21 protein-coding genes are annotated in these 22,321 nt (G+C 60.3%); 3 read left to right on the top strand and 18 right to left on the bottom strand.

All coding sequences use genetic code 11. The features are described 5' to 3' along the window. From ACWF9G_RS19010 to ACWF9G_RS19055, 10 genes are all read right to left on the bottom strand, one after another. Positions 1-1,029: an MlaD family protein gene (locus ACWF9G_RS19010; RefSeq protein WP_452516728.1), complete on the bottom strand. Its 1,029-nt coding sequence runs from the start codon at positions 1,027-1,029 to the stop codon at positions 1-3. Continuing rightward, the gene (locus ACWF9G_RS19015; protein ID WP_452516730.1) at positions 1,014-2,033 is read right to left on the bottom strand and encodes an MlaD family protein; all 1,020 of its coding nucleotides are present in this window, start codon (positions 2,031-2,033) and stop codon (positions 1,014-1,016) included. Before ACWF9G_RS19015 ends, ACWF9G_RS19010 begins: the two co-directional genes overlap by 16 nt. After that, the gene (locus ACWF9G_RS19020; RefSeq protein WP_452516732.1) at positions 2,030-3,091 is read right to left on the bottom strand and encodes an Mce family protein; all 1,062 of its coding nucleotides are present in this window, start codon (positions 3,089-3,091) and stop codon (positions 2,030-2,032) included. The genes ACWF9G_RS19015 and ACWF9G_RS19020 overlap by 4 nt, the downstream gene beginning before the upstream one ends. Positions 3,092-3,094: 3 nt before the next feature. After that, a complete protein-coding gene (locus ACWF9G_RS19025) occupies positions 3,095-3,967 on the bottom strand; it encodes an MlaE family ABC transporter permease (protein ID WP_452516734.1) in 873 nt (290 codons plus the stop codon). Further along, the gene (locus tag ACWF9G_RS19030; protein ID WP_452516736.1) at positions 3,964-4,737 is read right to left on the bottom strand and encodes an ABC transporter permease; all 774 of its coding nucleotides are present in this window, start codon (positions 4,735-4,737) and stop codon (positions 3,964-3,966) included. The genes ACWF9G_RS19025 and ACWF9G_RS19030 overlap by 4 nt, the downstream gene beginning before the upstream one ends. Before the next feature lie 767 nt (positions 4,738-5,504). Then, positions 5,505-6,065, bottom strand: coding sequence for a GTP-binding protein (locus ACWF9G_RS19035; RefSeq protein ID WP_452516738.1), 561 nt, complete (start codon positions 6,063-6,065; stop codon positions 5,505-5,507). Then, entirely contained in the window at positions 6,058-6,435 is a 378-nt protein-coding gene (locus ACWF9G_RS19040; RefSeq protein ID WP_452516740.1) for a DUF742 domain-containing protein, read from the bottom strand. The genes ACWF9G_RS19035 and ACWF9G_RS19040 overlap by 8 nt, the downstream gene beginning before the upstream one ends. Beyond that, positions 6,432-6,869 carry a roadblock/LC7 domain-containing protein gene (locus ACWF9G_RS19045; RefSeq protein WP_452516742.1) on the bottom strand — a complete coding sequence of 146 codons (438 nt, stop codon included), beginning with the start codon at positions 6,867-6,869 and terminating at the stop codon, positions 6,432-6,434. The genes ACWF9G_RS19040 and ACWF9G_RS19045 overlap by 4 nt, the downstream gene beginning before the upstream one ends. Continuing rightward, positions 6,862-9,255 carry a sensor histidine kinase gene (locus tag ACWF9G_RS19050; RefSeq protein WP_452516744.1) on the bottom strand — a complete coding sequence of 798 codons (2,394 nt, stop codon included), beginning with the start codon at positions 9,253-9,255 and terminating at the stop codon, positions 6,862-6,864. Before ACWF9G_RS19050 ends, ACWF9G_RS19045 begins: the two co-directional genes overlap by 8 nt. A gap of 683 nt (positions 9,256-9,938) precedes the next feature. Beyond that, positions 9,939-10,592, bottom strand: a complete 654-nt coding sequence (locus tag ACWF9G_RS19055) for a TetR/AcrR family transcriptional regulator (protein ID WP_452516746.1) — start codon at positions 10,590-10,592, stop codon at positions 9,939-9,941. 527 nt (positions 10,593-11,119) lie between these two features. On the opposite strand from ACWF9G_RS19055, the gene ACWF9G_RS19060 reads away from it, so the two are divergent. Continuing rightward, positions 11,120-11,878, top strand: coding sequence for a hypothetical protein (locus ACWF9G_RS19060; RefSeq protein WP_452516748.1), 759 nt, complete (start codon positions 11,120-11,122; stop codon positions 11,876-11,878). 151 nt (positions 11,879-12,029) lie between these two features. On the opposite strand, the gene ACWF9G_RS19065 is transcribed toward ACWF9G_RS19060, so the two are convergent. The 8 genes from ACWF9G_RS19065 to ACWF9G_RS19100 form a co-directional block, all read right to left on the bottom strand. Beyond that, complete coding sequence (locus ACWF9G_RS19065; protein WP_452516750.1) at positions 12,030-13,358, bottom strand: TetR/AcrR family transcriptional regulator; 1,329 nt, start codon at positions 13,356-13,358, stop codon at positions 12,030-12,032. A 367-nt stretch (positions 13,359-13,725) separates the two neighbouring features. Beyond that, entirely contained in the window at positions 13,726-14,511 is a 786-nt protein-coding gene (locus ACWF9G_RS19070; RefSeq protein ID WP_452516752.1) for a hypothetical protein, read from the bottom strand. A gap of 635 nt (positions 14,512-15,146) precedes the next feature. Then, on the bottom strand, positions 15,147-15,533 hold the full coding sequence (locus ACWF9G_RS19075) for a 4Fe-4S dicluster domain-containing protein (protein ID WP_452516754.1): 387 nt from the start codon (positions 15,531-15,533) through the stop codon (positions 15,147-15,149). Between the two features lie 276 nt (positions 15,534-15,809). Then, the gene (locus ACWF9G_RS19080) at positions 15,810-16,034 is read right to left on the bottom strand and encodes a DUF6283 family protein (protein ID WP_452516756.1); all 225 of its coding nucleotides are present in this window, start codon (positions 16,032-16,034) and stop codon (positions 15,810-15,812) included. Positions 16,035-16,241: 207 nt separating this feature from the next. Continuing rightward, positions 16,242-18,077 (bottom strand): acyl-CoA dehydrogenase, encoded by a 1,836-nt coding sequence (locus tag ACWF9G_RS19085; protein ID WP_452516876.1) that lies wholly within the window; start codon positions 18,075-18,077, stop codon positions 16,242-16,244. 125 nt (positions 18,078-18,202) lie between these two features. Continuing rightward, positions 18,203-18,655, bottom strand: coding sequence for a MaoC family dehydratase (locus ACWF9G_RS19090; RefSeq protein WP_452516758.1), 453 nt, complete (start codon positions 18,653-18,655; stop codon positions 18,203-18,205). A gap of 20 nt (positions 18,656-18,675) precedes the next feature. After that, positions 18,676-19,437, bottom strand: a complete 762-nt coding sequence (fabG, locus tag ACWF9G_RS19095) for a 3-oxoacyl-ACP reductase FabG (protein ID WP_452516760.1) — start codon at positions 19,435-19,437, stop codon at positions 18,676-18,678. Between the two features lie 122 nt (positions 19,438-19,559). Continuing rightward, a complete protein-coding gene (locus ACWF9G_RS19100; protein ID WP_452516762.1) occupies positions 19,560-20,093 on the bottom strand; it encodes a TetR/AcrR family transcriptional regulator in 534 nt (177 codons plus the stop codon). Between the two features lie 412 nt (positions 20,094-20,505). Here ACWF9G_RS19100 and ACWF9G_RS19105 point away from each other — a divergent pair, with 412 nt between their 5' ends. Next, complete coding sequence (locus ACWF9G_RS19105) at positions 20,506-21,249, top strand: SDR family NAD(P)-dependent oxidoreductase (RefSeq protein ID WP_452516764.1); 744 nt, start codon at positions 20,506-20,508, stop codon at positions 21,247-21,249. Continuing rightward, positions 21,246-22,319: a phosphotransferase family protein gene (locus tag ACWF9G_RS19110; protein WP_452516766.1), complete on the top strand. Its 1,074-nt coding sequence runs from the start codon at positions 21,246-21,248 to the stop codon at positions 22,317-22,319. The genes ACWF9G_RS19105 and ACWF9G_RS19110 overlap by 4 nt, the downstream gene beginning before the upstream one ends. The last annotated feature ends 2 nt before the right edge of the window (positions 22,320-22,321 follow it).

Below are 22,321 nucleotides of genomic sequence, written 5' to 3' on the forward strand. Positions count from 1 at the left end.
TCAGCACTCCCGTCCCGGAATCGGAACACAGAACTGCGACGCCAGCAACTGGCCGCCACCGACCTCAGCGATACCCTCTGGGGTGAGAATGCCGCCCAATTGACCACGGAGCTGATTCAGCTGACCGATGGCAGGGTCCATCGCTTGCAGAAAGTTAGCGATTCCATCTCGCAATTGCTGGACCACCGCGCGGAGCTCCTCCTTATTCGCCAGGAAGTACTGTTCGATCGGCTCCAACCGCATCACCACATCACCCATTAGCTGATAAGCGCGATTGAACCCATCCCTATACGTGTTATACGTTCCCAGCACGACCTCGATCTTCCGAATGAAGTCGAAAAGGAACTCGCGGCTGCCGTTGAAAGCCTCCGCGTACTCCGTCGCCAGATCCAGGGTCGTCCGGATCTGCAGGCGCTGAGTCGCCATTACACGGGCGATACTGTCGAGACCGGCGATCAACGAGCCGACGGAACCCGCATTGTGCTGCAACCCCTGCGCGAGCTGCTCGATATCCGCGTTCACCGTTGAGCCATCAATATTATCGGTGATGCGCGGCACTTCTTGCAGAATATCAGCGATGGAGTACGGCATCGTCACTCGTTCGGCAGGGATAAGTTGATCACTCAATGGCTTTTCACCGATCGAGATAATGGTCACAAAATAGCCGCCGACTGCCGTCAACATCCTGACCTCGATTCGAGAATCGTCGCCAATGAATGTATCAGCACCAATATCCGCAGTCACCCGCACCCTATCGCGACCGAGAGTCACTGCGCTGATCTTCCCAACCGATACACCAGCGACTCGCACGTCCTGGCCCGACCGCACAGCAGCCGCATCAGTCGTCTCGAAGCTGAGCTGTTTACGTCCTGGTGGCGCCAGGTACAGCCCCACCGTCGCGGCTACAATTATTGTCACCAAGAACACAACTGTCATGCCGAGCGAGAATTCATTCGAGACTATTCGCCGAACAGCCGAGAGAATACTGGCGCCGACCGATCCACCGGAGGTCGTCAACCGGCGTTGCATATCGTCACCTTGCTTCCATTCAGCAGAACATTCACCATGCCTGGAAGTTCCGCGCCGCCATGCGAACAGGTCATCGTGGATCCAATACCCTGGTTCGTGAGACCAGGCACTTGCAGGCCTTCGAAAGCTACCGGCATAAGCCTCAGCGCTTCTGCGGCTCCGCCCAGCGAAGAAAATGCCGATTCCACAATCTTATTTATGTCCAAATTACGATCCAGACCGATCGCGATCAACAGTTGGTTCACTGGCCCCATAAACACAGGACCGAAGAAGTCAGCCTTTCTGAACTCATCCAGCACGGTCATCGCCGAATTGATCGGAAGGCTGAAACTTCGCAGCAGTTCGATCACATTTCCTGATCTACCGCCCATACTGTCGTCGATCCGCGACATGTTCTGAACCAGTGTCGAAATCACCTGCTCACGGTCACGAGCCATGTTCGCGATCTTCTGCACGCTATCGAGCATCGGAGCCAGACCAGTGCCATCACCTTGCAGAACCGTCAATGCGTTCGCAGCGAAAGTATCGATCTCTTCAGGGCTCAGGGTCTCGAGCACTGGCTGAAGTCCGTTGAACAATTTAGTGATGTCGAACGATGCTTTGGTTCGATCGCTCGCCAGATGCTCTGCCGGCACACCCGGATCTTGGGGAACCAGCAGGTCGAGGTAGCGAATACCCGTCAAGTTCTGGAATTTCACGGCGAGTATCGTGTTGGTCGTCAGACGATACGGTTCGACCAATGTGAACGAAACGCGAGCGATGCTGTCACCGTGCTCGCGCACGATGTGAATATCGGTCACCTTCCCGATCTGCACGCCTCGGCTACGTACGTCAGAATTCGGATGCAACCCTGACACGTCCGTGAAATCAGCCGAATAAGATCTCGTATCTCCTTCGACCGGATTTCGAATAGCGTTCATGACAAGACTCAGCAAAACTCCCGATACGACGAGGGCTATGGTGAGCTTGACCAGGAGGCCAATCATGATACGGCGCTTTTTCATCGGGGCTCCTGTCCTCCACTGGGCAGGCCGAAGCCAGCCGCCAGTACTGGCAGGCGCTCCAAGGAGATTCGCAGATTGAGTGTCTTGGCGCCGTCGGGCCCTGGCATCGCACGATCGTATTGTGCAACCAGCGTTTGGAACTTGTCGGAGAGCGCTCCGTGCGCCAGGACATCGGGGACGACGCCTGCCATCGCCTGCACCGCATCGAGTACAGGAAGGAGCTCGTCAGGGTGCGATTGCAGCAGTTGACCTGCAGCGCCGAACAGGTCGGTGGCAGCGAGCTGGAGCGCTGTGTCGTTGCGATCCATCATGTCGTCGTTGACCGCGATCGTCCCATCCGGAAGCCGGTTGTACCCGGAGTAGTAGACAGCGTTCAGGCTTCCGATGACTTCGCGGTTGAAGACCGGGAGGACCGCAAGAATGTCATTGAAGTGGCCGATCGATTCGCTCGGCAACGCCTTCTGAGTCTTCGCTATCCGGTCGGCTACCACTATTCCCGTCTGAATCATCGGATTCAGACCGTTCGTGTAGCGGACAATCTTGTCCAGGGAAGTGATGATGTCATTCGTCAGCGTCCCATCGACAACGAGCGAGCCCTTCTCGATCATTGTCGCCATGGAGAAGTCGCCAACCGGCGTCCTGCTCATCGTCAGCCCTGAAACTAGCCTCCCGCCGCCCGTGCCGCCGACGATATTGACTGCCGTGACACCGAAGTAGTTCTCCGGCCGATAGTCGATCTCGAACGTGTCCGTCAGCCCCGCGATGCGCTCTGCATTCAGCGCGACGGTCATCCGCAGCACTCCATCGGAGATGCGCCCGAGCTCGGTCACCTCGCCAACTTCGACTCCGTGCATCATCACGTGTGTGCCTGCCAGCACACCGGGTGCCACGTAGGGGGTTTCGATCCCGAGCAAGATCTTGCCGGCATGTTCTTGCTTGCGCTGATGCACCATGCCCAGCACCGCAGCGAGGATGACGACCACCACCACGACCGCCGCGGTGGCCTCCACCACCAGTGCCTGACTTCGAGCTGTGCCTCGAATGAAGTCCTGTTCCATCGCCTACCCTTTGAACACCATCTCGGGGCTGAGACCCCAGATGGATACGGAGAGAATGAAGTTCATTGCAACGATCACGATGAGGCTCATTCGGATCGCTCTTCCCGATGCCGCGCCGACACCCGCTGGACCGCCGTGAGCGAAGTATCCGAAGTAGCAATGAATCAACGTGACGGCACCACAGAAGATCACTGCCTTGAGTAGTGAGAAGCCGACCTCCGAGACGCTCAAGAACTGACTGAAGTAGTGGTCGTAAGTGCCGGGCGCTTCTCCGCGGAAGACTTTGATAATTGTCCCGCCTGTTATGAAGCTGACGACGAGCGCCAGTAGATAGGCAGGTACGACGCAGAGCATTCCACCGATCAGGCGCGTGCCGACCACGAACGGAATAGCCTGCAACCCAAGGGCTTCGGTCGCATCGATTTCCTCGGAGATCCGCATGGATCCGATTTCCGCGGTCATCCGGCAGCCAGCCTGGGCCGCGAATCCGACACCCGTGAGGATCGGCGCGATTTCGCGAATATTGGCGAAAGATCCGACGATTCCGCTCAGCGCCCCGAACCCCAGCAGATTCAATGCATCGTAGGCTTGAACCGCAATGGCGATTCCGACCGACACCCCGAGCAGCATCATCAGGCTCACGACGCCGCCGTCTACCACCACCGAGCCACGTCCCCATGCCATGCCGTTCATGGTCTTGTATGTCTGGTTGCGATACATCCGCACTGTTTTGGGGAGGAGGTAGATCGTCTTCGCCACGAAAATCGTCGCGCGGCCGACCTCGTGGAAGCCTCCGACCACGCCCCGCCGGATCGGCCGGATCATCGCGCTGAGCCGCGGAAACGGTGTGTACTTCGATGCACTGGTCATGGTCATGAAATCTGATTCTGAAAGAACATGGACTGCAGCTGGGTGATGACGAGATTCGCGATGAAGATCGACACCACGCTCAGCACCACCGATGCGTTCACCGCGTCGGCAACTCCCCTCGGCCCGCCCTTGGCTTCCAATCCGCGCAAGCTGGCGATGAGTACGACCAGGCCGGCGAAGACCAACGCTTTGAGCATCGCGAACATGACATCGGTCGTCGTCGCGAACGCGCCAAGCGACTGCCAGAAGCTACCCGGCACCACATCGCTGACCGCGACTGCGATCGCAAGGCCGGCGAAAACACCGGCCGTAATGATCAGTGTGCACAGAATCGGTGCAATAAAGATCATGGCGATGAACCGCGGCATCACCAGCCGCTCGACGGGATCGATTCCCATGACTCGCATAGCGTCGATCTCCTCGCGGATTGTCCGCGCTCCGAGATCGGAAGCCACAGCAGAAGCGGCCGCCCCACTCATGAGTAGCCCTGTCGCCATCGGTGCGCCCTGACTGATTACGCCGAGCCCGCTGGCTGCACCAGCAAGCGAGCTGGCCCCGACCTGACTCATCAATCCGCCGACCTGCACCGAGACCTCGGCACCGATCGGGATTGCCATGAGCAGGGCCGGTGCCGCCGTTACCTTCAGCAAGGCCCACGTTTGGGTGAGGAGTTCCTGCATCGGAATCCGGAGGCGGACAACATCGATGACGGTGAAGCGGACAACCTCCGCGGTGAGGTGCGCGGAGCGACCGATGGTGCCGACGCTCTGTCGCATCGTCCCAGCGACTCGCCGACCCCAGCCCTTCCGAACAGAGGGCCCGTCGATGGAGGGTAGTGGACCGTCGGGGCTGGATCCGTATCGCCCAGCTCTCGGCCCACCTCCAAGTACAGCCATAGCTGTTGATTCACTCATCTCGCCGACCTCTGCCATTGCTTCTCGAGAGACTTTGCCGAGCCTTTGCAGACCAGGCTTCTGAGGTGGATCTCACAACTCACCTTCACTGTGTCTGCGATCACTCAACCGTGGGATCACCATGCCACAGCAGTCGGGTCGCCGCAACTATCTGCGTAGCAAATTTGCCTCAAGGATGCGTATCAACCGTCCAAATGACCGTCGTAGTCTGTAGATGCAGGGCTACAAGCTGTGTTTCCTACGCGATCTGGGTTTGGCCTTGGTTGGGGCCGCCTCACGACACCAAGGCCCGCGGATTTCGCGCTGCTGATATCGACTGATCTGCCGGGTTTCACATCTGCACCCGAAGATCACACAGTGAAACTGCTGCCGCCGCCAGCGCCGATCGAGGGGACCAAAGAGCCCCGATGGACGATCTCGCGCTGGTCGACGCGAACGTGGAACTCGATGAGTTCGCAGCTTCTCCACGGATCCTGCGATCCGCTGCAGCAAGCCGACCAGCACTCACGAGCGTTTCTCGGTCTGCCTGGTCAGGGATATGTCAACGAGCCGGCAGATCAATGGCCTCCGTCAGCGCGCTTGCCTCCACGAAGTGCATCGGCCCACGCGTCACACGAACTCGTCCAGATTCACACAGATGCGATGAGGTGCTCGAGCAAGCGAACGACCACAAGTTTCGCAGACGCGCGATCACGCGCGTCGCAGAGTTGCATCGGAACATTGAGCCCGATATCGAGGGCATTGCGCAGTTCCGCCTCCTCGTACATATCCGCTCCGTCGAAGCAGTTCACTGCGATGATAAAGGGAATATCGCGGGACTCGAAGAAGTCGACCGCCGCGAACGAATCTTCCAGCCGGCGCGTATCCGCGAGCACTACGGCGCCCAGCGCACCTATCGACAGCTCGCGCCACATGAACCAGAAACGATCCTGCCCAGGGGTACCGAACAGGTATAATACGATCTCGGAGTTGATGGTGATGCGGCCGAAGTCGAGTGCGACGGTCGTCGTCTTCTTCGTCTCGACCCCGGTCAGATCATCGACGACCGAGCCGATATCGGAAAGCTGTTCTTCGGTCCGCAGCGGCTCGACCTCGCTCACCGCTCCCACAAAGGTGGTCTTTCCAACGCCGAATCCACCGGCGATCAAAAGTTTTACCGCCCGGGTGCCAAGTTCCGACGAATCAGGCATTTCGTACGCCTTCCAGGACCGCCTGCAGTAGTTGAATATTGTCCCTACCCAGCGACTGTGGGGGAGATTGGTGGAGAAGGTGACCCGAACTGATCAGATCACTGACCAACACCTTCACCGCTGCAAGCATCAGTTTCAAATGCGCGGAGATTTCAGCGATGGAAACGGGCGAACCGTCGCACATACGCAGAATCTCCTCGTATTCGCGATCCATGGTTGTAGTCTCTACAAGTGGGCGGATCGCGACGACCAGAGTGATCAAATCCAGATCGTGAACGTTCCGTCCCGCCCGCCCTCGGGTTACCGCGAATGGACGCACCAGCGGACCGGGGTCATCATCGAACCAGCGGTCTGCCTCGTCGTCCTTCATGGCCGTTGAGCTCGTGAATCAACCATCCTGACACGAGGCGCGGCAGACAATTTGTCGCCAACCTTTTCGACGATCACGTTCATTTCGTAGGCGACCATCCCTAGGTCTGAATCGACCGAAGTGAGCAACGCCAAGCAAGCCCCGTACCCAGCCTCCGTCACTATCAGGTAGCCCTCTTCGAGTTCCACCACAGTCTGCTGCACTCCCCCCTTCCCGAACTGGATTCCCACCCCTCGGGCCAAGCTACCGAGAGCAGAGGCCATCGCTGCAAGATGTTCAGCAGCCTCTCGTTCGACAGTCTGCGAGCGCGCGATTACAAGCCCATCGTCGGACAATACGACCGCCTTTTCGGCACCTGGCAGGCGGCCGATCAAGTCATCGATAAGCCAGTCCAGACTGTCCATGGGAGGATCGAAAGAGGCATAGTTATTCATTTCCCGACCATCCGTTTCCATTCAGATTCTTCACGGCGAAGACACGACCCTCGCGGGTTCCGGTCTGCAGGGCGGACATCACATTTCGAGCGTTATCCGCGTTGCGCTGCCGGGGCTTCTGCGACTCATGCACGACCGTACTCTGCTCGACCTGCAATTGCGGCACAAGGTGCGCTTGCCGCTGACGCTTCGGGAGCGGCACCCGGCTCCCCCAACCTTCCTGCGCGGTATCGCGTTTCGAGGTCAAAAATACTGCCACTCCGTGTTGTTCAGTGTCACTGGACGCTGGCTGCTCGCTCCGCAACCCTGTCCGTTCAACATCTTCGGCATGGTGTGGAAATGCAGGCTCACCGTTTGCCCGCATCATCACAGCATCGGTAGCACGCGGCTGGTCCGACCATGAACCCGTAGGCATCGTAGTCAGCATATCGGTGCCGCCGTCCAACAATGCGGTCGGCAGTATGGTGATCGCTTTGATTCCCCCGTACGCCGACTCCAAGAGATTCACTCCGATGTGGTGGCGCACCGCCAATTGGCCGACCACGAACAAACCGAGATGCCGGTGGCGAGATGTGGCCATCTCCTGGAAGTCCGGCGGGCTGGCGAGCAATGCGTTCAGCCGGTCTCGTTCCTCCGGCCGGATCCCCAGCCCCTGGTCCTCGACCTCGACAACGACTCCCTTCCCGATGATGTTCCCCCGAACCGTCACAGGCGCACCGGGAGGTGAGAAGAATGTCGCATTGTCGACCAACTCCGCGAGCAGGTGAATGAGATCCGCAACGGCGGTACCGACCACGCGTACATCCGGCATCCTGACTGCCGTCACCCTGGTGAAGTCACGCGTCTCCGAGATTGCGCTACGAGCGATCTCCTCGAGCGATACCGGCTGTCGCCATTTGCGGCCAGCTTGGCCACCACCGAGAATAAGCAGGTTCTCCGCATTCCGGCGAGCACGTGTAGCCAGATGATCAAGTTGGAACAGCATCTCGAGGTGCTCTGGGTTGTCCTGTTTGGACTCGGCAGCGTCAAGCACAGCGAGCTGTTGATGGACCAGCACCTGACTCCGGCGAGCGATGTCCAGAAAGACCTTACTGAAGCCGGTCCGCGCCTTCGCCTCCGCAGCCGCAGCCGCTAGCGCGGCACTATGTGCGGTATAGAGTGCCCCCGCTACCTGTCCGAGTTCGTCACGCCCCTCATCTGCGCGCACCAATTCGCTGTCGACATCCACCGACTGTCCCTCGTGCAACCGCTGCATCATCTCCGGCAGCGTCTGCTCCGCCAACTCGATCGTCTTGTCTCGCAGCGAGCGCAGGCGCCTGACCAGGGTGGCGGCAATACGCATAGAGGTGAAAAGCGTCGCCACCACCACGGCAAGCATCGCGATACCGACAACTGATGATCGCGCAATCTGACCACCCGCCGACGCCGCTGAAGCAGCCAAGGCCGCGCTGTAATTTCTACTCCAGAGACCGTGCAGGGTATGTGCGATCCGATCGTGGACGGCCACCCAATCTGCGAGCGGTACGTGCAGCTCCCCGAATTCACCCAAGGATTCATCGGCGGCGAGGGCCATCCGCCATTCCGAGCTTTCCGTCAACCTGTCGTATTCACGACGATCCGTGGCGCTCAACTGCGGCACCAAGGATTCGAGCTGATTTCGAAAACCGCCAGACAGTTGCAAATACTTCATACGTTCCGGAAATGTGGGATCGCCCTCGACGACTATCATTCCACCGGCTAGACCTACCGCACGGGAGTACTGGTCAGCGGTTAGCAAAAGATCAGCGGCGAGCATCTCGACTGCAACCGTTTCTGGATCTCTGGAGGCGCGGGCCAGATTGTTCATTATAGTGACCAACATCTCGACTACGTCAGAGTAGACTTCATCAATTTCGGAAATCTGGGCTTGCCGCCTGTCCACAGATTGACGAATCGTCGGCAACGTCGAAACCGAAGCCTGAAACTCCGGTAGAGCCTTCGCCATTATTTCCGGGTTCAACTCTTGCAATCGAGGACCTGCCGGTGCAGCCTTACGCAGGATGGCGTCTGTTGCGGTCCGGCGCCCCAACAAGTCGACCGCAGCTTGTTTATCGCCGGCCACAACGCGTTGACTATCCGATCGCTCCGCTTGTACCGCTACGACAAACTCGAGCGTGAGGTTGACGTACGTACTCAGGGCATCCGACCACCTTTTCGCGTCGACTCCCTGTTTCGCCAACATTGCCGCAAAGGCGCCAGCAGTAAACATCAGCGCAAGACTGGGAATGAGCACGAGAGAAAGGACTCGCGTGCGGACCGACCCGGGACGACGGATTCGGTCCCGCAGCGCTGCAAGGTACGAAAAATCACCGGCCCGGCGGTTGAGCACTTTGGTGGTCGTGGTCATCCGCGACCGCCTCCTTCACGGTTCTTGACGGCCAGCGGTGCGATAGGTGCCATTTTCGCTAACCCGAAGGGGAAGAACGACTCCGATGCGCGCCGTCGCCTGCGCATGGGGCGGTATCTAGCGCCCGCCATCCGTCGAGCATGTCGAGACAGCAGGGCCATGTTTCGAGAGGTTCCTTCCATCACTGTGGCGGTTTGATCCGCGCCGATATGCGACTTTGACACCGCAACCGACGATCACCCGCAATGGCACTCAACCAAGACGGGACCGACACCAAGGAGTCAAACTACGCGATACATCACGCTTGCGCAACAGATTTGGCAGTATGCGCACTCATTGCCATGATTGAGCACGCAAGACATCGTTCGAGCCGGACGATGGACCAACTCGCGATGTCGAACAGGGCTCGGCCGAGCGGGTTCTCGATCCACAGCACACCAGCGACGACTTCACCAGACCTGGACTCTCGGTCAGAATCTCCTTCTGACGCTGCGCAGCAGGCAACAGAGGGGGTAGCGCCCAGCCGAACTCATGACCGCCTTCACCTGCGAACTCCGCATTGGCAGCGCCAGGCATCTGTACCGGCCGCCGCACGTGCGATCCATACGAGGACCGTTGACCGCGACATGCGTTCTCGTTGGATGCTTGCCCGGCCAGGGCTACGTTGGTTCGAGCGCCGGTGATCAATCGGCGCGACGCAGTGGCACGACCGAAAGACCGCCCCAGCACAATGCAATGACAGCTTCGACTGCTTCATCCTTCGGCGTCACACGGCCGGTATCGAGCCAATACTGCGCGGCGAACTGGCTGGCTCCCACCATCCCGGCGGCAATCAGATGAGCCTGGTGCCAGCTCAGCCCCGACTCGTGCGCCACCACCTCACTCACCGCGTTGATGCACGTATCGGTCGCCCGACGGACCCGCAGTTGCACAGACGGCTCACTGGTCAGGTCCGATTCGAAAACCAATCTAAAGCCTTGCGTCTCATGGTCGACGAAGTCGAAGTATGCCTGAACCGCAGCGCGAACACGGACCGGGTTGGCCGCGGTCGACCGTAGCCCGCACAGCACGCTACCGGTAAAGGTATCGATGTGACTCTGCAGAACCGTTAGGTACAGATCCAACTTGCCCGAGAACTGCGTATACAGGATGGGCTTGCTGAATCCGGCGCGTTTTGCGATCTCCTCCACCGTCGCCGCGTGGTAGCCACGCATGGCAAAGATCTCGCTAGCGACCGCGAGCGTCTTTCTACGCCGGTAGTCGAGCTGCAGTCGACGGGCCTGCCCCGGCGTTGAATCCGCCGGAGCCGACGACTCCGACAAGGTGGGCTGGGCCATGTCCAATCTCCTCGCAGTGTGAAACCCGCGAAGCGTCAGACGTTCGCGTCGATGCGCATAGTATGACCGGATCTGGTCAATTAATCAAGCATGCGCATGATTTTAGCCTCTACCATACGCATGTGGCCAACATGCTTCCGCAACACGGGTGGCCTGCCGACCACCCACCTACGCCCGCGTTGCACACGATCGAGGTGCAACGCAACCCAACACGGTCCGCAGATCCACATGCGCAGCAACGGATTCAGCACGCACAGCCACAGCCGGTCGGCGCCCGCCTTCGACGCCGGGCCACTCGCAACCCGATTCAATCTTGGCAATCACCGATTCGCGACACATTCGCGTAGTAGAGCATGTCAGTATCTACGCATGATAGCATTTGTATCAAATTTGGCATCGCGAATACGTAGGTTGTGCTTCACTTCTCTGTGCGGGTCGTGCACTGAGCTACGCCCGACGAAAGTGAGGTCCGGATGTTCCTAACCGCATTCCAGGAGATGCCCATCCTCCCAGCCCGCGATGGGGCCATGATCGTGTACACCATCGCAATGGCCTTCATCACCAGCGGTTTCGCCATCTACTGGGTCGTAACGCCGAAGGAGCGGCGGGTCGGTCCGGCACTGCCGGCACTACTCTTGGGGGGTGCATTCGCAGGTCTGATGGAGTCCTGGTTCGACAACACGATCTTGGTCACCTACCCACTCGACCAACCGCTGCCCACCCTCGATTCATTCGGACGGTCAGTGCCACTCTTCGTCCCGATCGGTTACGCGTGGTTCTGCGGTGGGTTGTTGTACATCATCGCCAGAGCATTTCAGACCAATGTCACGGCCGGATTCGTCTGGAAGCTGTATGGGGCCATCATCGTGATCGACTTCCTCGCTATCGGAGCCAGCTCATGGATCGGGATCCTCCGATTCTTCGGCGACCCGCCGATGAACATTGCGGGCTACCCTCTGTGGTGGGCAGGCATCGACGGCCTCGCCGCCATCCTGGGAGGGGCTGTCGTCGCATCACTACTGCCACATCTGCGCGGCGTGAAGCAGCTATGGCTGATTGCCGTCCCCCCCGTCGTATTCGCCGCCGCAGGCGGCGCAGTAGGGTGGCCAATCTCGACAGCGCTCAATTCGGACTGGTCGATGCCCGCGAAGTACGCGTGCGCACTCGTTTCAATGGCGTTCAGCCTTGCCTGCGTCAGGTTCATTACCGTTGCGATGCCAAGGCAACAGCTCCACCCTGGCGCCACCAAAGCTCCGCAGACAGCCCAGCTCGATACTGCGATGTAACAGGATGCCGGTGAGGACCGCAATAGTGCCAGCGGTCCTCACCGCACCGCAATCTCTTGGACACGGCGACGGGCGGGGCTGTCGTCTGTTCGGCGAATCGCCTGCCAACCCATCGCCGTTCGCTAGCGCTGTGCGAACTGCGGAGCTGCGTCTACGGCCGCTCGGACGGTTGACCACTCCCGTAGATAACCGATACCAGCAGGTCACCAAGGAAGGCTGCGACTGAAACCAGGTCGTGGAGGCGCGATTCGCCGAGCAGGGATCCGGCGATGCTTCGCTCGATCATCCACATCAGCGTGGACGCCAGCTGCTGAGCCGGCGGGCCGGCGACGGCAATACCCGCATTCCGATCCATCTCGATCATTTCCGCCATCAGAGAGATCATCTCAGCCATGCCGGCGAGATAGCGCCGGCGCAACTCGGGCCTCCGCGGCCACTCGAGCACGGAATTTCGCATCACGCCCAAGTACTCCGGATCGAGTTGGAGCCACGAAGTGACCACCCACCTGATCCTGTCCGGATCGGTACGGTCCGCCGAGGCCAGCTTTTCGAATCGTCCGATCATCTCCTCAGCCACCCGATCGAACAGAACCGTGAAGGCATCGTCCATGTTGTCGAAATAGAAGTAGAAGGTAGCGGGGGAAACACCCGCCCGCTCTACGACTGTGGTCACGCTGAGCTGATCTAGGGTCCGCCCGGCGAGTAGCTCGTTCATCGCCCGCAAGATAGCCACCCCGGACTTTTGGTCACCGTCTCGACCAAAAAGACAAGCGAAGGCTCGGCCGCCGGCAATCGGCAATGAGACGGCCTCATCCTGGGAAGCCAGTTCCCTCGTCAGCCGCACAGGCGTGATATCGCCATACACTGCGGCAACTACCTCCGCGATGAGTGACTCGACGGCTGCTTCAGAATTTCGGAGCCATCTGTCGAAGGCGCGTGCTCCGACATACAAGGCCCGCTCGTAGCCACAGACCAGCACTGCGCCGACCAACGTCGCGGGGACGCCCTCCGTCGCAGCCCTAACCTGTCGCTGTTCGTCGACTTCACGAGCGACGTCGTTCACCGCACGGTCGAGCATGAGTTGCCACGCCTCGGCAAGCTGCGGAACTCCATGAATGTGTTCGACTGCCGCGCAGATCACCGCACTCTTCTCGATCCACAGCTGGAACATTCGCCGCAAACGGTCTTCGACATTGCGCCCTTGCCACTTGTCCGATTCAGCCGAAACTTGCGCTTCGATTCCATATATGTCATCGAGAAGTTGCACGACCATGGCCGTGATAACGTCATATATGGAAGCAAAGTAATAGTAGAAGTTCACGTGCGAAACTTTCGCTAGTTTCAGGATCTGAGAAACCGTGAGATCTTGCAATGAACCTTCGGTGAGCAGGCTTTCGGCCGCAGCGAAGATGGCCAGGTCGGCTGCCTCCGGGCCTTCGAACTTGCGCAGCCTTTGGCGCGCAATCGATTTGGAGTCCACACATGCACTGTATCCTAGAAGCGAACAGAAGATCCCATATTCGACCTACGGGAATTGTCCCTGAAACCATTAGAAGACCAATCCACGTAAGCTGCAATACCGACCCGGGGATCTACAACGAAAGACACGACTTCTGCGCATCGGCATCTGGAAGTCCACGTAAACGGCGACGTGGAGTGTTTCACAATAAATCCGAGTGCCCGCCCCAATTGACGTACGGCCAACTGGGGCGCATCAGGCGTCGCACAGCAATCAGGATGACGAGAATCATCCCGGACCCCGACCAGCGCGTCCTGGCGTCGAGGTCATTCGGCAAATCTCTCCCCCACCAGGGAGTTCGTGTTCGGGACCGGCACGGCGACCGAGCCTATGCCGCGTCGGCGAGTCCTTGTCGACCCGCACCAGCGGTCGACTCCGAGAAGCATTCGGCAACAAACCGGACAGCAATTATGCAGATCGCCATAGTTGCGACGGCGGCCACATATCGCACCCTGGACTGCATCTCGGCATTCAGTGCGGTAGCCACCGGTGCCATCGGCAACAGCAGTAGGCCGCCAGCCAGCAGGGGTACCGCGGCGACTCGCAGCACGACGTTGCCGCCAAATGGCCAGCGTTCTATTGCGAGATACAGGAGTCCGCCGGATACGATGGGAACAGCGCCGTTCATGATGCACCAATGCGCCGGAAAGCCAGCGATCGTGAAGGGCTGATCGCCATAGTATTCGAACAGACCCCACACCACGAACGGCACTTCGAGAACTAGGTCTAACACGGCGAATATCGCGAAGGTCGCCCATACTGCACGCCTGCCGCGGCCAGCACGTAGCTGCTCGTAGAAATACCAACCACCGACAGAGAAGAACATGGCATATCCGAGGAGGTCGAACGCCGGATCTCGCATCCCGAACGCGGTGATGTAGGCAAAAGGAATATTGGATGGAAACCACACGTAGGTCAGTGCGTTACAGATCGGCGGCAGCACGGTACCGACCGCCAGCCCGCCGGCGACGACCGATATCGGAAGCCATGACCGTGCAGAGTAGCTCCGCCAGGTCAACCACGAAAGTGAAACGGCCAGACTACAGAGGGTGACCGCATAGAAGGCGATGTACGACCCGCTGGGAGCGGCCATCTCAACAGGCGGTGTGGCCATGTTTCACACTTCTCATCAGGAGTGGGATCGGTGCGGCGAGTGTCGACGTTTGCTGTCGGCGACAACGAGCAGATGACCCATGAGTATCCACGACGCGGCCTGCCGCGAGACTCGTCGACTGCACGACAACCACCTTCTACAGCCCTCAATCGGCATATATCCGCACCACCGCCGATGAGTACCGAGACGGGCGGAGCCCGCGATATTGACAGGCACCGCCCAGCATTGCACCGGAAAGGTGCCGGATCGATGCCACGCGACCACTTTCGCCGCAGACACTTGGTACAGGTCCTCGGAATGGAACCGATGCTTTCGAGCGCTAGTCGCCAACGTAAGTGCCCCAATGCAGGCGGCCACAGATCCCTATCGAGCACTCGCTGGGACCAAATCGTTCGGCGAACACGGCGTCGGCGTTAGTCTACTACCGCGACCTCGGCATGAGTAAGAGGGCCGACAGAAGCCGCGAAGCCCCCGCCTCAGTGACACACAGCCTGTATCCAGCGCAATGGGCTGAGGTCGGCGGCAATCCCCACAGGTCCCTGATACTCAGCGACATTCCCCGGTGAGCTCCATCGGGCGGCGACGGCTACTTTGAACCACCCACAGTTGCATCACGCCTCAGCAATTCCAGCCATTTAGTTCTCATCCTTGCCGCGACTTCCTCGCCGCGCCCGCGAGACCAACCCGAGCATGCGCCCCACCGCACCAGAACGAACGACCGCAGGCCGGGCCGATTGCGGAGTCGGTTCCTCCGCCGAGGTAGACGAAGCGTAGTGGACTGCGTTTGCGAGCACGCTAGCCGCGTGCTCTGCGGGGACCAGATCGGCCGGATAGATTGCATCCACCGGACACACCGACGAGCACACGTTGCAGTCGATGCACGCCACTGGATCTATGTAAAGCTGCGCGGCGGTCTCATATCCCTGTTCTCCGGGCTGTGGATGGATACAGCCTACCGGGCATTCAGTCGCACAGGACGAGTCCTTGCAGCCGATGCAAATATCCGTGATTACAAATGCCATCGCGATCTCCCCTCGATCCCGCAGGCCGCCCAGCACGTTGCGCTAGCCCATCTGCCATGTACCCCACAGACTAGCATCAATGATACTAGTTTGTTCAATAATGCGTAGTTCAGTAAAGATTCTACTACGCATAGACACGGGGGGTCGGTGGTGGCCGGAGCAGTGCACGTTCGACTGTCAGCATCAACGACACCCATAGTCGGCAAAGAGATCGACCTCCATGCAGGTAATGATCGTCGGCGGGCCGCTTGTTGGCCCATCGGGACGGTCGCGAGCCTAGGATTCCCGTATCATCATCTGCCAGCCTGTCCGATCCTCGGAGCAGGGCGGATAGACGCCGTCGCTCTTGGCGCCAATGGTCCAACCCTGATCTCCACTCGCCCGGGAGCATGTCATCGTTGTGAGCACCAGCTTCTCGTACTCACCGAATTCCCACACCCCGCTCGGGACGTCCCGCCGGTTGAGGCAACTGGCGCACGGTCGCGGCGCAGGCGACCCCATCGTTTCATTATTGAACGCCGCAGATCGCCGGCCACGATAGACGGCGTCGCCGCAGATCCACTGTCACGAGCATCCGCTCGCCTTTGACCCCTCCACACTACGCACGACCGGATCGCGGCTGTGATAGAGCACAACCGCAATCCGGTGCCGGCATGCAGAACCCTGAAACCGGGTCGCCGCAATATCTCGCGCTCGACCGAGAGTCTGTCAGAACGCTGCCTCGTCCAACCCCATCACATCGGTGTCCAGTGACGCGAGGACGGCGCGAGTCGAAGCGAGGGTCGGCAGTACAGTTTTGGCGAAGAACGACGCCACCATGATCTTGCCGTCATAGAAGGAGTCCTTCTCGGCGTCGCCGCTCCGCGATTTCAGCGCTACGGTGCCTCGTTCGAGCAACCGCCAACCGATGAGGAGATCACCGGCAGCGTAGAGCAGCGGCACCGCACCCAACCCGACCTTGTAGATCTGTGCAGGATCGGAGTCGGCAGCGGTGCGATAGCTGGTGAGGATTTCCACCATCGCACAGACATCATCGACAGCCGTTGCCAACAGCCGCCTTTCGCGACTGAGACGGTCGTTTGGGTCCCCTGCGGCGAGGAAGTCTGCGATCCGGCCGCGGATATGGTCGAATGCGCGCCCACCATCCCGGAGAATCTTGCGGAAGAAGAAGTCTTGTGCCTGGATGGCGGTGGTGCCCTCGTAGAGGGTATCGATCATGGTGTCGCGAATGTACTGCTCCTGCGGGTAGTCCTGCAGGAAGCCCGAGCCACCGAGCGTCTGCAGGCCCAACTTCAGGGTGTCATAGGCGCGTTCGGATCCGACGCCCTTGACGACCGGCAGCAGGAAGTCGTTGACCCGTGCCGCGAGCGCGGCGTCTGCGCCCGAAACATGCTGCGCCAGTTGTGGACTCCTCCCCTGGTGCGCTGCGGTGAACAAATACAGGGATCGCAGACCTTCGGCGTACGCCTTCTGGGTGAGAAGGGAACGTCGTATTTCGGGATGGTGGAGGATGGTTACCCGTGGAGCGCTCTTGTTGGCGAGTTGGGCGAGGTCAGATCCTTGGATGCGCTGCTTTGCGTACTCCAGGGCATTGAGATAGGCGGTGGACAGGGTGCCGGCGGACTTGTTGCCGACCATCATCCGTGAGCCTTCGATGACGTTGAACATCTGCGCGATGCCGTCGTGCACGTCCCCCACCAACCAACCGACCGCGGGCACCTCGGTGCCGCCAAAGGTTAGCTCACAGGTCGGCGAGGACTTGATGCCCATCTTGTGCTCGATACCGGTGACGAAAACACCGTTGCGCTTACCCAATTCCAACGACTGGAAGTCGAAGTGATACTTCGGAACATAGAAGAGACTGAGGCCCTTGGTACCCGGCCCAGCACCGACCGGCCGCGCAAGTACCAGATGGAAGACATTCTCCGCGAGGTCACCCACGTCGGCTGCCGAGATGAAACGCTTTACACCCTCGATGTGCCACGTACCATCCGGCTGCGGGATCGCCTTTGTCCGGCCCGCGCCAACATCTGACCCTGCATCCGGCTCGGTGAGCACCATAGTGCCCGCCCACCCGCGTTCCAGACCTTGTACGGCCCAATGCTTCTGCAGCGGCGTGCCGATGTCGAACAGCACATCCGCCATCTGCGCGCCCATCTCGAACGCCGTGGCCGACGGATTAGCCGCGCACAACATCTCCCGCACGGCCCAGACCAGAGGCGGCGGCGCGGGGACGCCGCCGAGCTCGGCCGGAAGGCCGAGCCGCCACCAGCCTGCCTCCTTCAGCGCCAGCACTGACTTACGTAGCGAGTCAGGGATCCGGACTTCGTGGCTGGCGGAATCGAAGGACACCGGATCACGATCGGCTTGGGCGAAGGATTCGGCGACCGGCCCCTCGGCGAGCCTGGCCACCTCCTCCAGGATATTGTGGGCGGTCTCGGAGTCGAGATCGTCGTAGTATCCGCGTTCGAGGATGTCACCGAGTCCGAGGACCTCGAACAGCTCGAATCTGATATCTCTGAGGTTGCTCTTGTAGTGGCTCATCAGTCGTCGTTCTTTCCGCTGGTTGGTATGGACCGGGTCAACCGGGGCGTCGCGGCCGAGCCGGAGTGAGCTGCGGCGCCGACGGCGCATGACCCGGGCGGGCAGGTACTTCCGCGCATAGTCGGTCAATCGACCAGCAGCAGCACCCATTCAGCCACGCACGCAGGCTTGGCGCCACCTGCGACCTCGACGGTCGCGGTCGCCGTGACCTGAGTTCCGGCTGGAAGCGCGGTGGCGGCGGTCAGTTCCACACCCACCCGTATTTGGTCTCCGACTTTCACAACAGAAGGAAACCGAACCTTGTTGCAGCCGTAGTTGATTCCCATTTTCAAACCGTCGATGCGCCAGATCTGGCCGGTCAGCACAGGCAGCATCGACAACGTAAGGAATCCGTGCGCAATCGGGGCGCCGAAGGGCCCTTCGGCGGCCGCCTGCGGATCCACATGAATCCACTGATCGTCACCAGTCGCGGTGGCGAATACGTCGATCTGATCCTGGGTGACCGGATACCAGTCGCTGTAGCCCAGGTGCGAACCGACTGCTCGCACGAAATCGTCGATTCCGTTGAAGATTTTCATCTTTCAGCTCTTCCGGTCGCTCAGACAGTCGGGCCGCCGGCTACGTACAGGGTCTGGCCCGAGATGTACCCCGCCCCATCACTCGCCAAGAAGGCCACCGCGCTCGCAATATCCTCGGGCTTACCCGACCGGCCGACCGGGATCCCCTTCACAATCGCGTCGCGGAACTGTTCGAAGGGCACTCCCATCCGCTCAGCCGTCGCCTGGGTCATCTCGGTTTCGATGAAACCTGGGGCAATCGCGTTGGCGGTGATGCCGAACTTGCCGAGCTCGAACGCCAGAGTCTTCGTGAAGCCTTGCAGCCCGGCCTTCGCTGCCGAGTAGTTGGCCTGACCGCGGTTGCCGAGCGCAGATGTGCTGGACAAGTTGATGATCCGGCCCCATCTCGCCTCAGTCATGTGCTTCTGCGCGGCGCGACTCATGAGGAAAGAGCCACGCAGGTGCACGTTCATGACGGTGTCCCAGTCGTTCGTAGTCATCTTGAACAACATGTTGTCGCGGATGACTCCGGCGTTGTTGACCAGCACCAGAGGCGCGCCGAGCTCCGCAGCAGTCTGGCTCACTGCTGAGTCGACACTGCCCTCATCCGAAACGTCCGCGCCGATACCGAGTGCAGTACCACCGGCCGCTTCGATCTCGGAAACAACGGTCTTGCAGGCTGTTTCGTCAATATCGAGAACCGCGACTGCGAACCCATCGGCGGCCAACCGCTTCGCGGTGGCGGCACCGATGCCGCGAGCAGCTCCTGTGACGATGGCGGCCCGGACAATGTCAATGCTCATGCGCTCTTTCTCCTGGAACAGCTGGTCGAGTCCATCTCGCACCGGTTTTTGTATTGAGTGTACACTCAATTAAATCAAGGCGAAAGAAGCCCGCAGCGCATGCGGGGCCAGGAGACGAAGCCCTACCTAGCCAAGCCGTCGATGACCATCCCCCGGAACTCTGCCGCGATCTCGTCGACACCTTGCCCTCGCCCAGGCCGGTACCATTGCGCGACCGAATTCATCATGCCCAGCAAGCCATTGGCTACTATGCGGCTGGCCCGGGTAAGCTCGCCCACGCGGTAGCCCTCTTCGAGCACACCCTCCCAGCATTCCTGCACTGCCTGCCGCAGTACCTGCAGCTCACGCATGTGCTCGACACTGAGGGCATCTGCATCGCGCATCTGAATGAGCACCTCACGACGATGTCGCGCGATGATGCTGACATGGACGTCGATCAGCCGTCCCAGCTTCTCCAAGGGAGCGACATCCGCTGCAACAACCCGCTGCGCTCCAGCCAGGGCCTTCTCGGTGTAGCTCCGTAGAATTTCCCATAGCAACTCTTCCTTGGATTTGATGTGGTAGTACAACGCACCGGGCTGCAGGTCCGTGCGGTTGCCGATCTCTGCGACACTCGTAGCGTGGTAGCCCACCGTGGAGAACAGTTCGATCGCCACGTCCACGATCCGTTCCCGCGTCGCCTCGGTATTGCTGGCCAAGCTGCCTCGCGGTCGACCCGGTCGGCGCGGGCCACTACTAGTCGACTGATCAGGTTCGCTCACGACGACACAGTCTAGGCCCACCTCACGTGCAGATTCCTCCGTTCGCCTTGCGTCCATCACGCGAGACACCCCTCCCAAGGATTTCGGCAGGCCCGTAGCACGACGCATGCCGGCCGGTCGGCTGACAGGGCCACGGCGCCGCAGCGCCCTGCCCGAAGCACCGATCCGGGCTGCCAGATCCTCATCGATCACCCCCTCGACTTCCCGATTCGGGGTTGGTTATAATGTAGTGATCACTCATTTTAATTGCGGCGCTGCGTCCGGGCGTTCGGCCTGCCGCAGGGTCCGCTGAGACAACGGGGTACCAATGGAATTCGATGGCCAGGTCGTAGTCGTCACCGGTGGCAGCCGAGGTCTAGGGCAGGAGATGACCCGGGCGTTCGCCGCCGAGGGCGCCCACGTCGTCGTGACCAGCCGGAAGGTCGCCGATTGCGAAGTGGTGGCAAAGGCAGCTCAAGCAGCGCACGGGCGCCGGGCCCTGGCTGTGGCTTGCAACGTCAGCGACTGGGCGCAGTGTGACACCTTGATCGACACCGTGTACCAGGAATTCGGCCGCGTCGACGTGCTGGTGAACAATGCGGGACTCTCACCCCTGTACCCGTCTGTCGACCAGGTCACGGAGGCCTATTTCGACAAGGTGATCGGCGTCAATCTGAAGGGGCCCTTCCGTTTGGCGTCGGTCATCGGGGCACGGATGGCGGAGGCCGGCGCGGGCTCGATCATTAACGTCTCCTCGGTCGAGGCGGTCCGCCCAGATCCCACAGCAATCCCCTACGCGGCCGCCAAAGCCGCGCTGAACAACCTCACCGAGGGTTTGGCGCAAACCTTCGGGCGATCCGGTGTTCGAGTCAACGCGATCCAGTGCGGCCCATTCCTGACCGAGATCTCCAATGCATGGACCGAGGCGATACGAGAGCGGCTCGACAGCCAAGCAGCATTGGGCCGCTGCGGAAATCCGGACGAAATCATCGGGGCTGCACTGTATTTGGCCAGCTCGCGAGCCTCCTTCTGCACCGGTGCGGTACTCAACCTGGACGGCGGCATCAGATGAGCGAGACCGCGACGAGTAGAAAGTTCAGCGTTCCCGGAGCCGAGTTGTCCGCACTTGCCAGTTGGATGGACATCGAGGGCTTGGGACACGGTCCATTGACCGATCTCCGCGCCATCGGAGGCGGCACGCAGAACATAATGCTGCGATTCACCCGCAGCTCGACTGAGTTCGTCCTGCGCCGCGGACCGTTGCACCCGCGCGCGACAACCAACGACAACCTGCGCCGAGAGATGCGTCTGCTATCCGCACTGGCCGACACAGCCGTACCGCATGCCCGGTTGATCGCCTCTTGCCCTGATGAATCAGTGCTGGGCGAGTCGGTCTTCTACCTCATGGAGCCGGTGGACGGTTTCAACGCAGCCGTCGAACTGCCCACGCTGCACGCCTCGGACGAAAACGTTCGCTATCAGATGGGGCTCGCAGTTGTCGATGCCCTCGCGATACTGAGTACAACTGACTTCGAGGCTGTAGGGCTTGCCGAATTCGGTCGGCCAGAGGGATTTCTCGAACGTCAGGTGCCACGGTGGTTGAGCGAACTGGATTCGTACACACGGTTTGCCGGCTACCCGTCCCATGAACTGCCAGTGGAACCAGTCGCCGAGTGGCTTACCCGGAATCGGCCAGCCACCGGCCCGATCGGGATCATGCACGGCGACTACCACCTTGCCAACGTCATGTTCGCACCTGACGGTCCCGAAGTGGCGGCGATCGTGGACTGGGAGATGTGCACTCTCGGTGATCCAATGCTAGATCTGGGCTGGCTGCTGGCTACCTGGCCGGACCCGGATCGGCGGGTCGACACCATAGGCTCCGCACTCGCGGGCGCAGGCGGGCTACCCACCGCACAGGAACTGGTTCGGCGCTATGGCGAACGCACCGGTTTCGATGTATCGGCCGCGGACTGGTACACCGTGCTGGCCTGTTTCAAGCTCGGAATCATCCTCGAAGGTACCTATGCGCGGTCCTGCGCTGGGCTCACTTCAGCCGAGTTGGGGCTGCGCCTACACACCATTGCCACATCCCTATTCGCCCGAGCCCACGACCTGATCAACCATCACCACCTCCCCTAAAC

This window comes from Nocardia sp. NPDC055029 (assembly GCF_053608525.1).

Bases quoted from the DNA above. Each gene is read 5' to 3' on its own strand.
- ACWF9G_RS19010 (WP_452516728.1), bottom strand. From the start codon at position 1,029: ATGCAACGCCGGTTGACGACCTCCGGTGGATCGGTCGGCGCCAGTATT.
- ACWF9G_RS19015 (WP_452516730.1), bottom strand. From the start codon at position 2,033: ATGAAAAAGCGCCGTATCATGATTGGCCTCCTGGTCAAGCTCACCATA.
- ACWF9G_RS19020 (WP_452516732.1), bottom strand. From the start codon at position 3,091: ATGGAACAGGACTTCATTCGAGGCACAGCTCGAAGTCAGGCACTGGTG.
- ACWF9G_RS19025 (WP_452516734.1), bottom strand. From the start codon at position 3,967: ATGACCATGACCAGTGCATCGAAGTACACACCGTTTCCGCGGCTCAGC.
- ACWF9G_RS19030 (WP_452516736.1), bottom strand. From the start codon at position 4,737: ATGCGACAGAGCGTCGGCACCATCGGTCGCTCCGCGCACCTCACCGCG.
- ACWF9G_RS19035 (WP_452516738.1), bottom strand. From the start codon at position 6,065: ATGCCTGATTCGTCGGAACTTGGCACCCGGGCGGTAAAACTTTTGATC.
- ACWF9G_RS19040 (WP_452516740.1), bottom strand. From the start codon at position 6,435: ATGAAGGACGACGAGGCAGACCGCTGGTTCGATGATGACCCCGGTCCG.
- ACWF9G_RS19045 (WP_452516742.1), bottom strand. From the start codon at position 6,869: ATGAATAACTATGCCTCTTTCGATCCTCCCATGGACAGTCTGGACTGG.
- ACWF9G_RS19050 (WP_452516744.1), bottom strand. From the start codon at position 9,255: ATGACCACGACCACCAAAGTGCTCAACCGCCGGGCCGGTGATTTTTCG.
- ACWF9G_RS19055 (WP_452516746.1), bottom strand. From the start codon at position 10,592: ATGGCCCAGCCCACCTTGTCGGAGTCGTCGGCTCCGGCGGATTCAACG.
- ACWF9G_RS19060 (WP_452516748.1), top strand. From the start codon at position 11,120: ATGATCGTGTACACCATCGCAATGGCCTTCATCACCAGCGGTTTCGCC.
- ACWF9G_RS19070 (WP_452516752.1), bottom strand. From the start codon at position 14,511: ATGGCCACACCGCCTGTTGAGATGGCCGCTCCCAGCGGGTCGTACATC.
- ACWF9G_RS19075 (WP_452516754.1), bottom strand. From the start codon at position 15,533: ATGGCATTTGTAATCACGGATATTTGCATCGGCTGCAAGGACTCGTCC.
- ACWF9G_RS19080 (WP_452516756.1), bottom strand. From the start codon at position 16,034: ATGGGGTCGCCTGCGCCGCGACCGTGCGCCAGTTGCCTCAACCGGCGG.
- ACWF9G_RS19085 (WP_452516876.1), bottom strand. From the start codon at position 18,077: ATGAGCCACTACAAGAGCAACCTCAGAGATATCAGATTCGAGCTGTTC.
- ACWF9G_RS19090 (WP_452516758.1), bottom strand. From the start codon at position 18,655: ATGAAAATCTTCAACGGAATCGACGATTTCGTGCGAGCAGTCGGTTCG.
- fabG (WP_452516760.1), bottom strand. From the start codon at position 19,437: ATGAGCATTGACATTGTCCGGGCCGCCATCGTCACAGGAGCTGCTCGC.
- ACWF9G_RS19105 (WP_452516764.1), top strand. From the start codon at position 20,506: ATGGAATTCGATGGCCAGGTCGTAGTCGTCACCGGTGGCAGCCGAGGT.
- ACWF9G_RS19110 (WP_452516766.1), top strand. From the start codon at position 21,246: ATGAGCGAGACCGCGACGAGTAGAAAGTTCAGCGTTCCCGGAGCCGAG.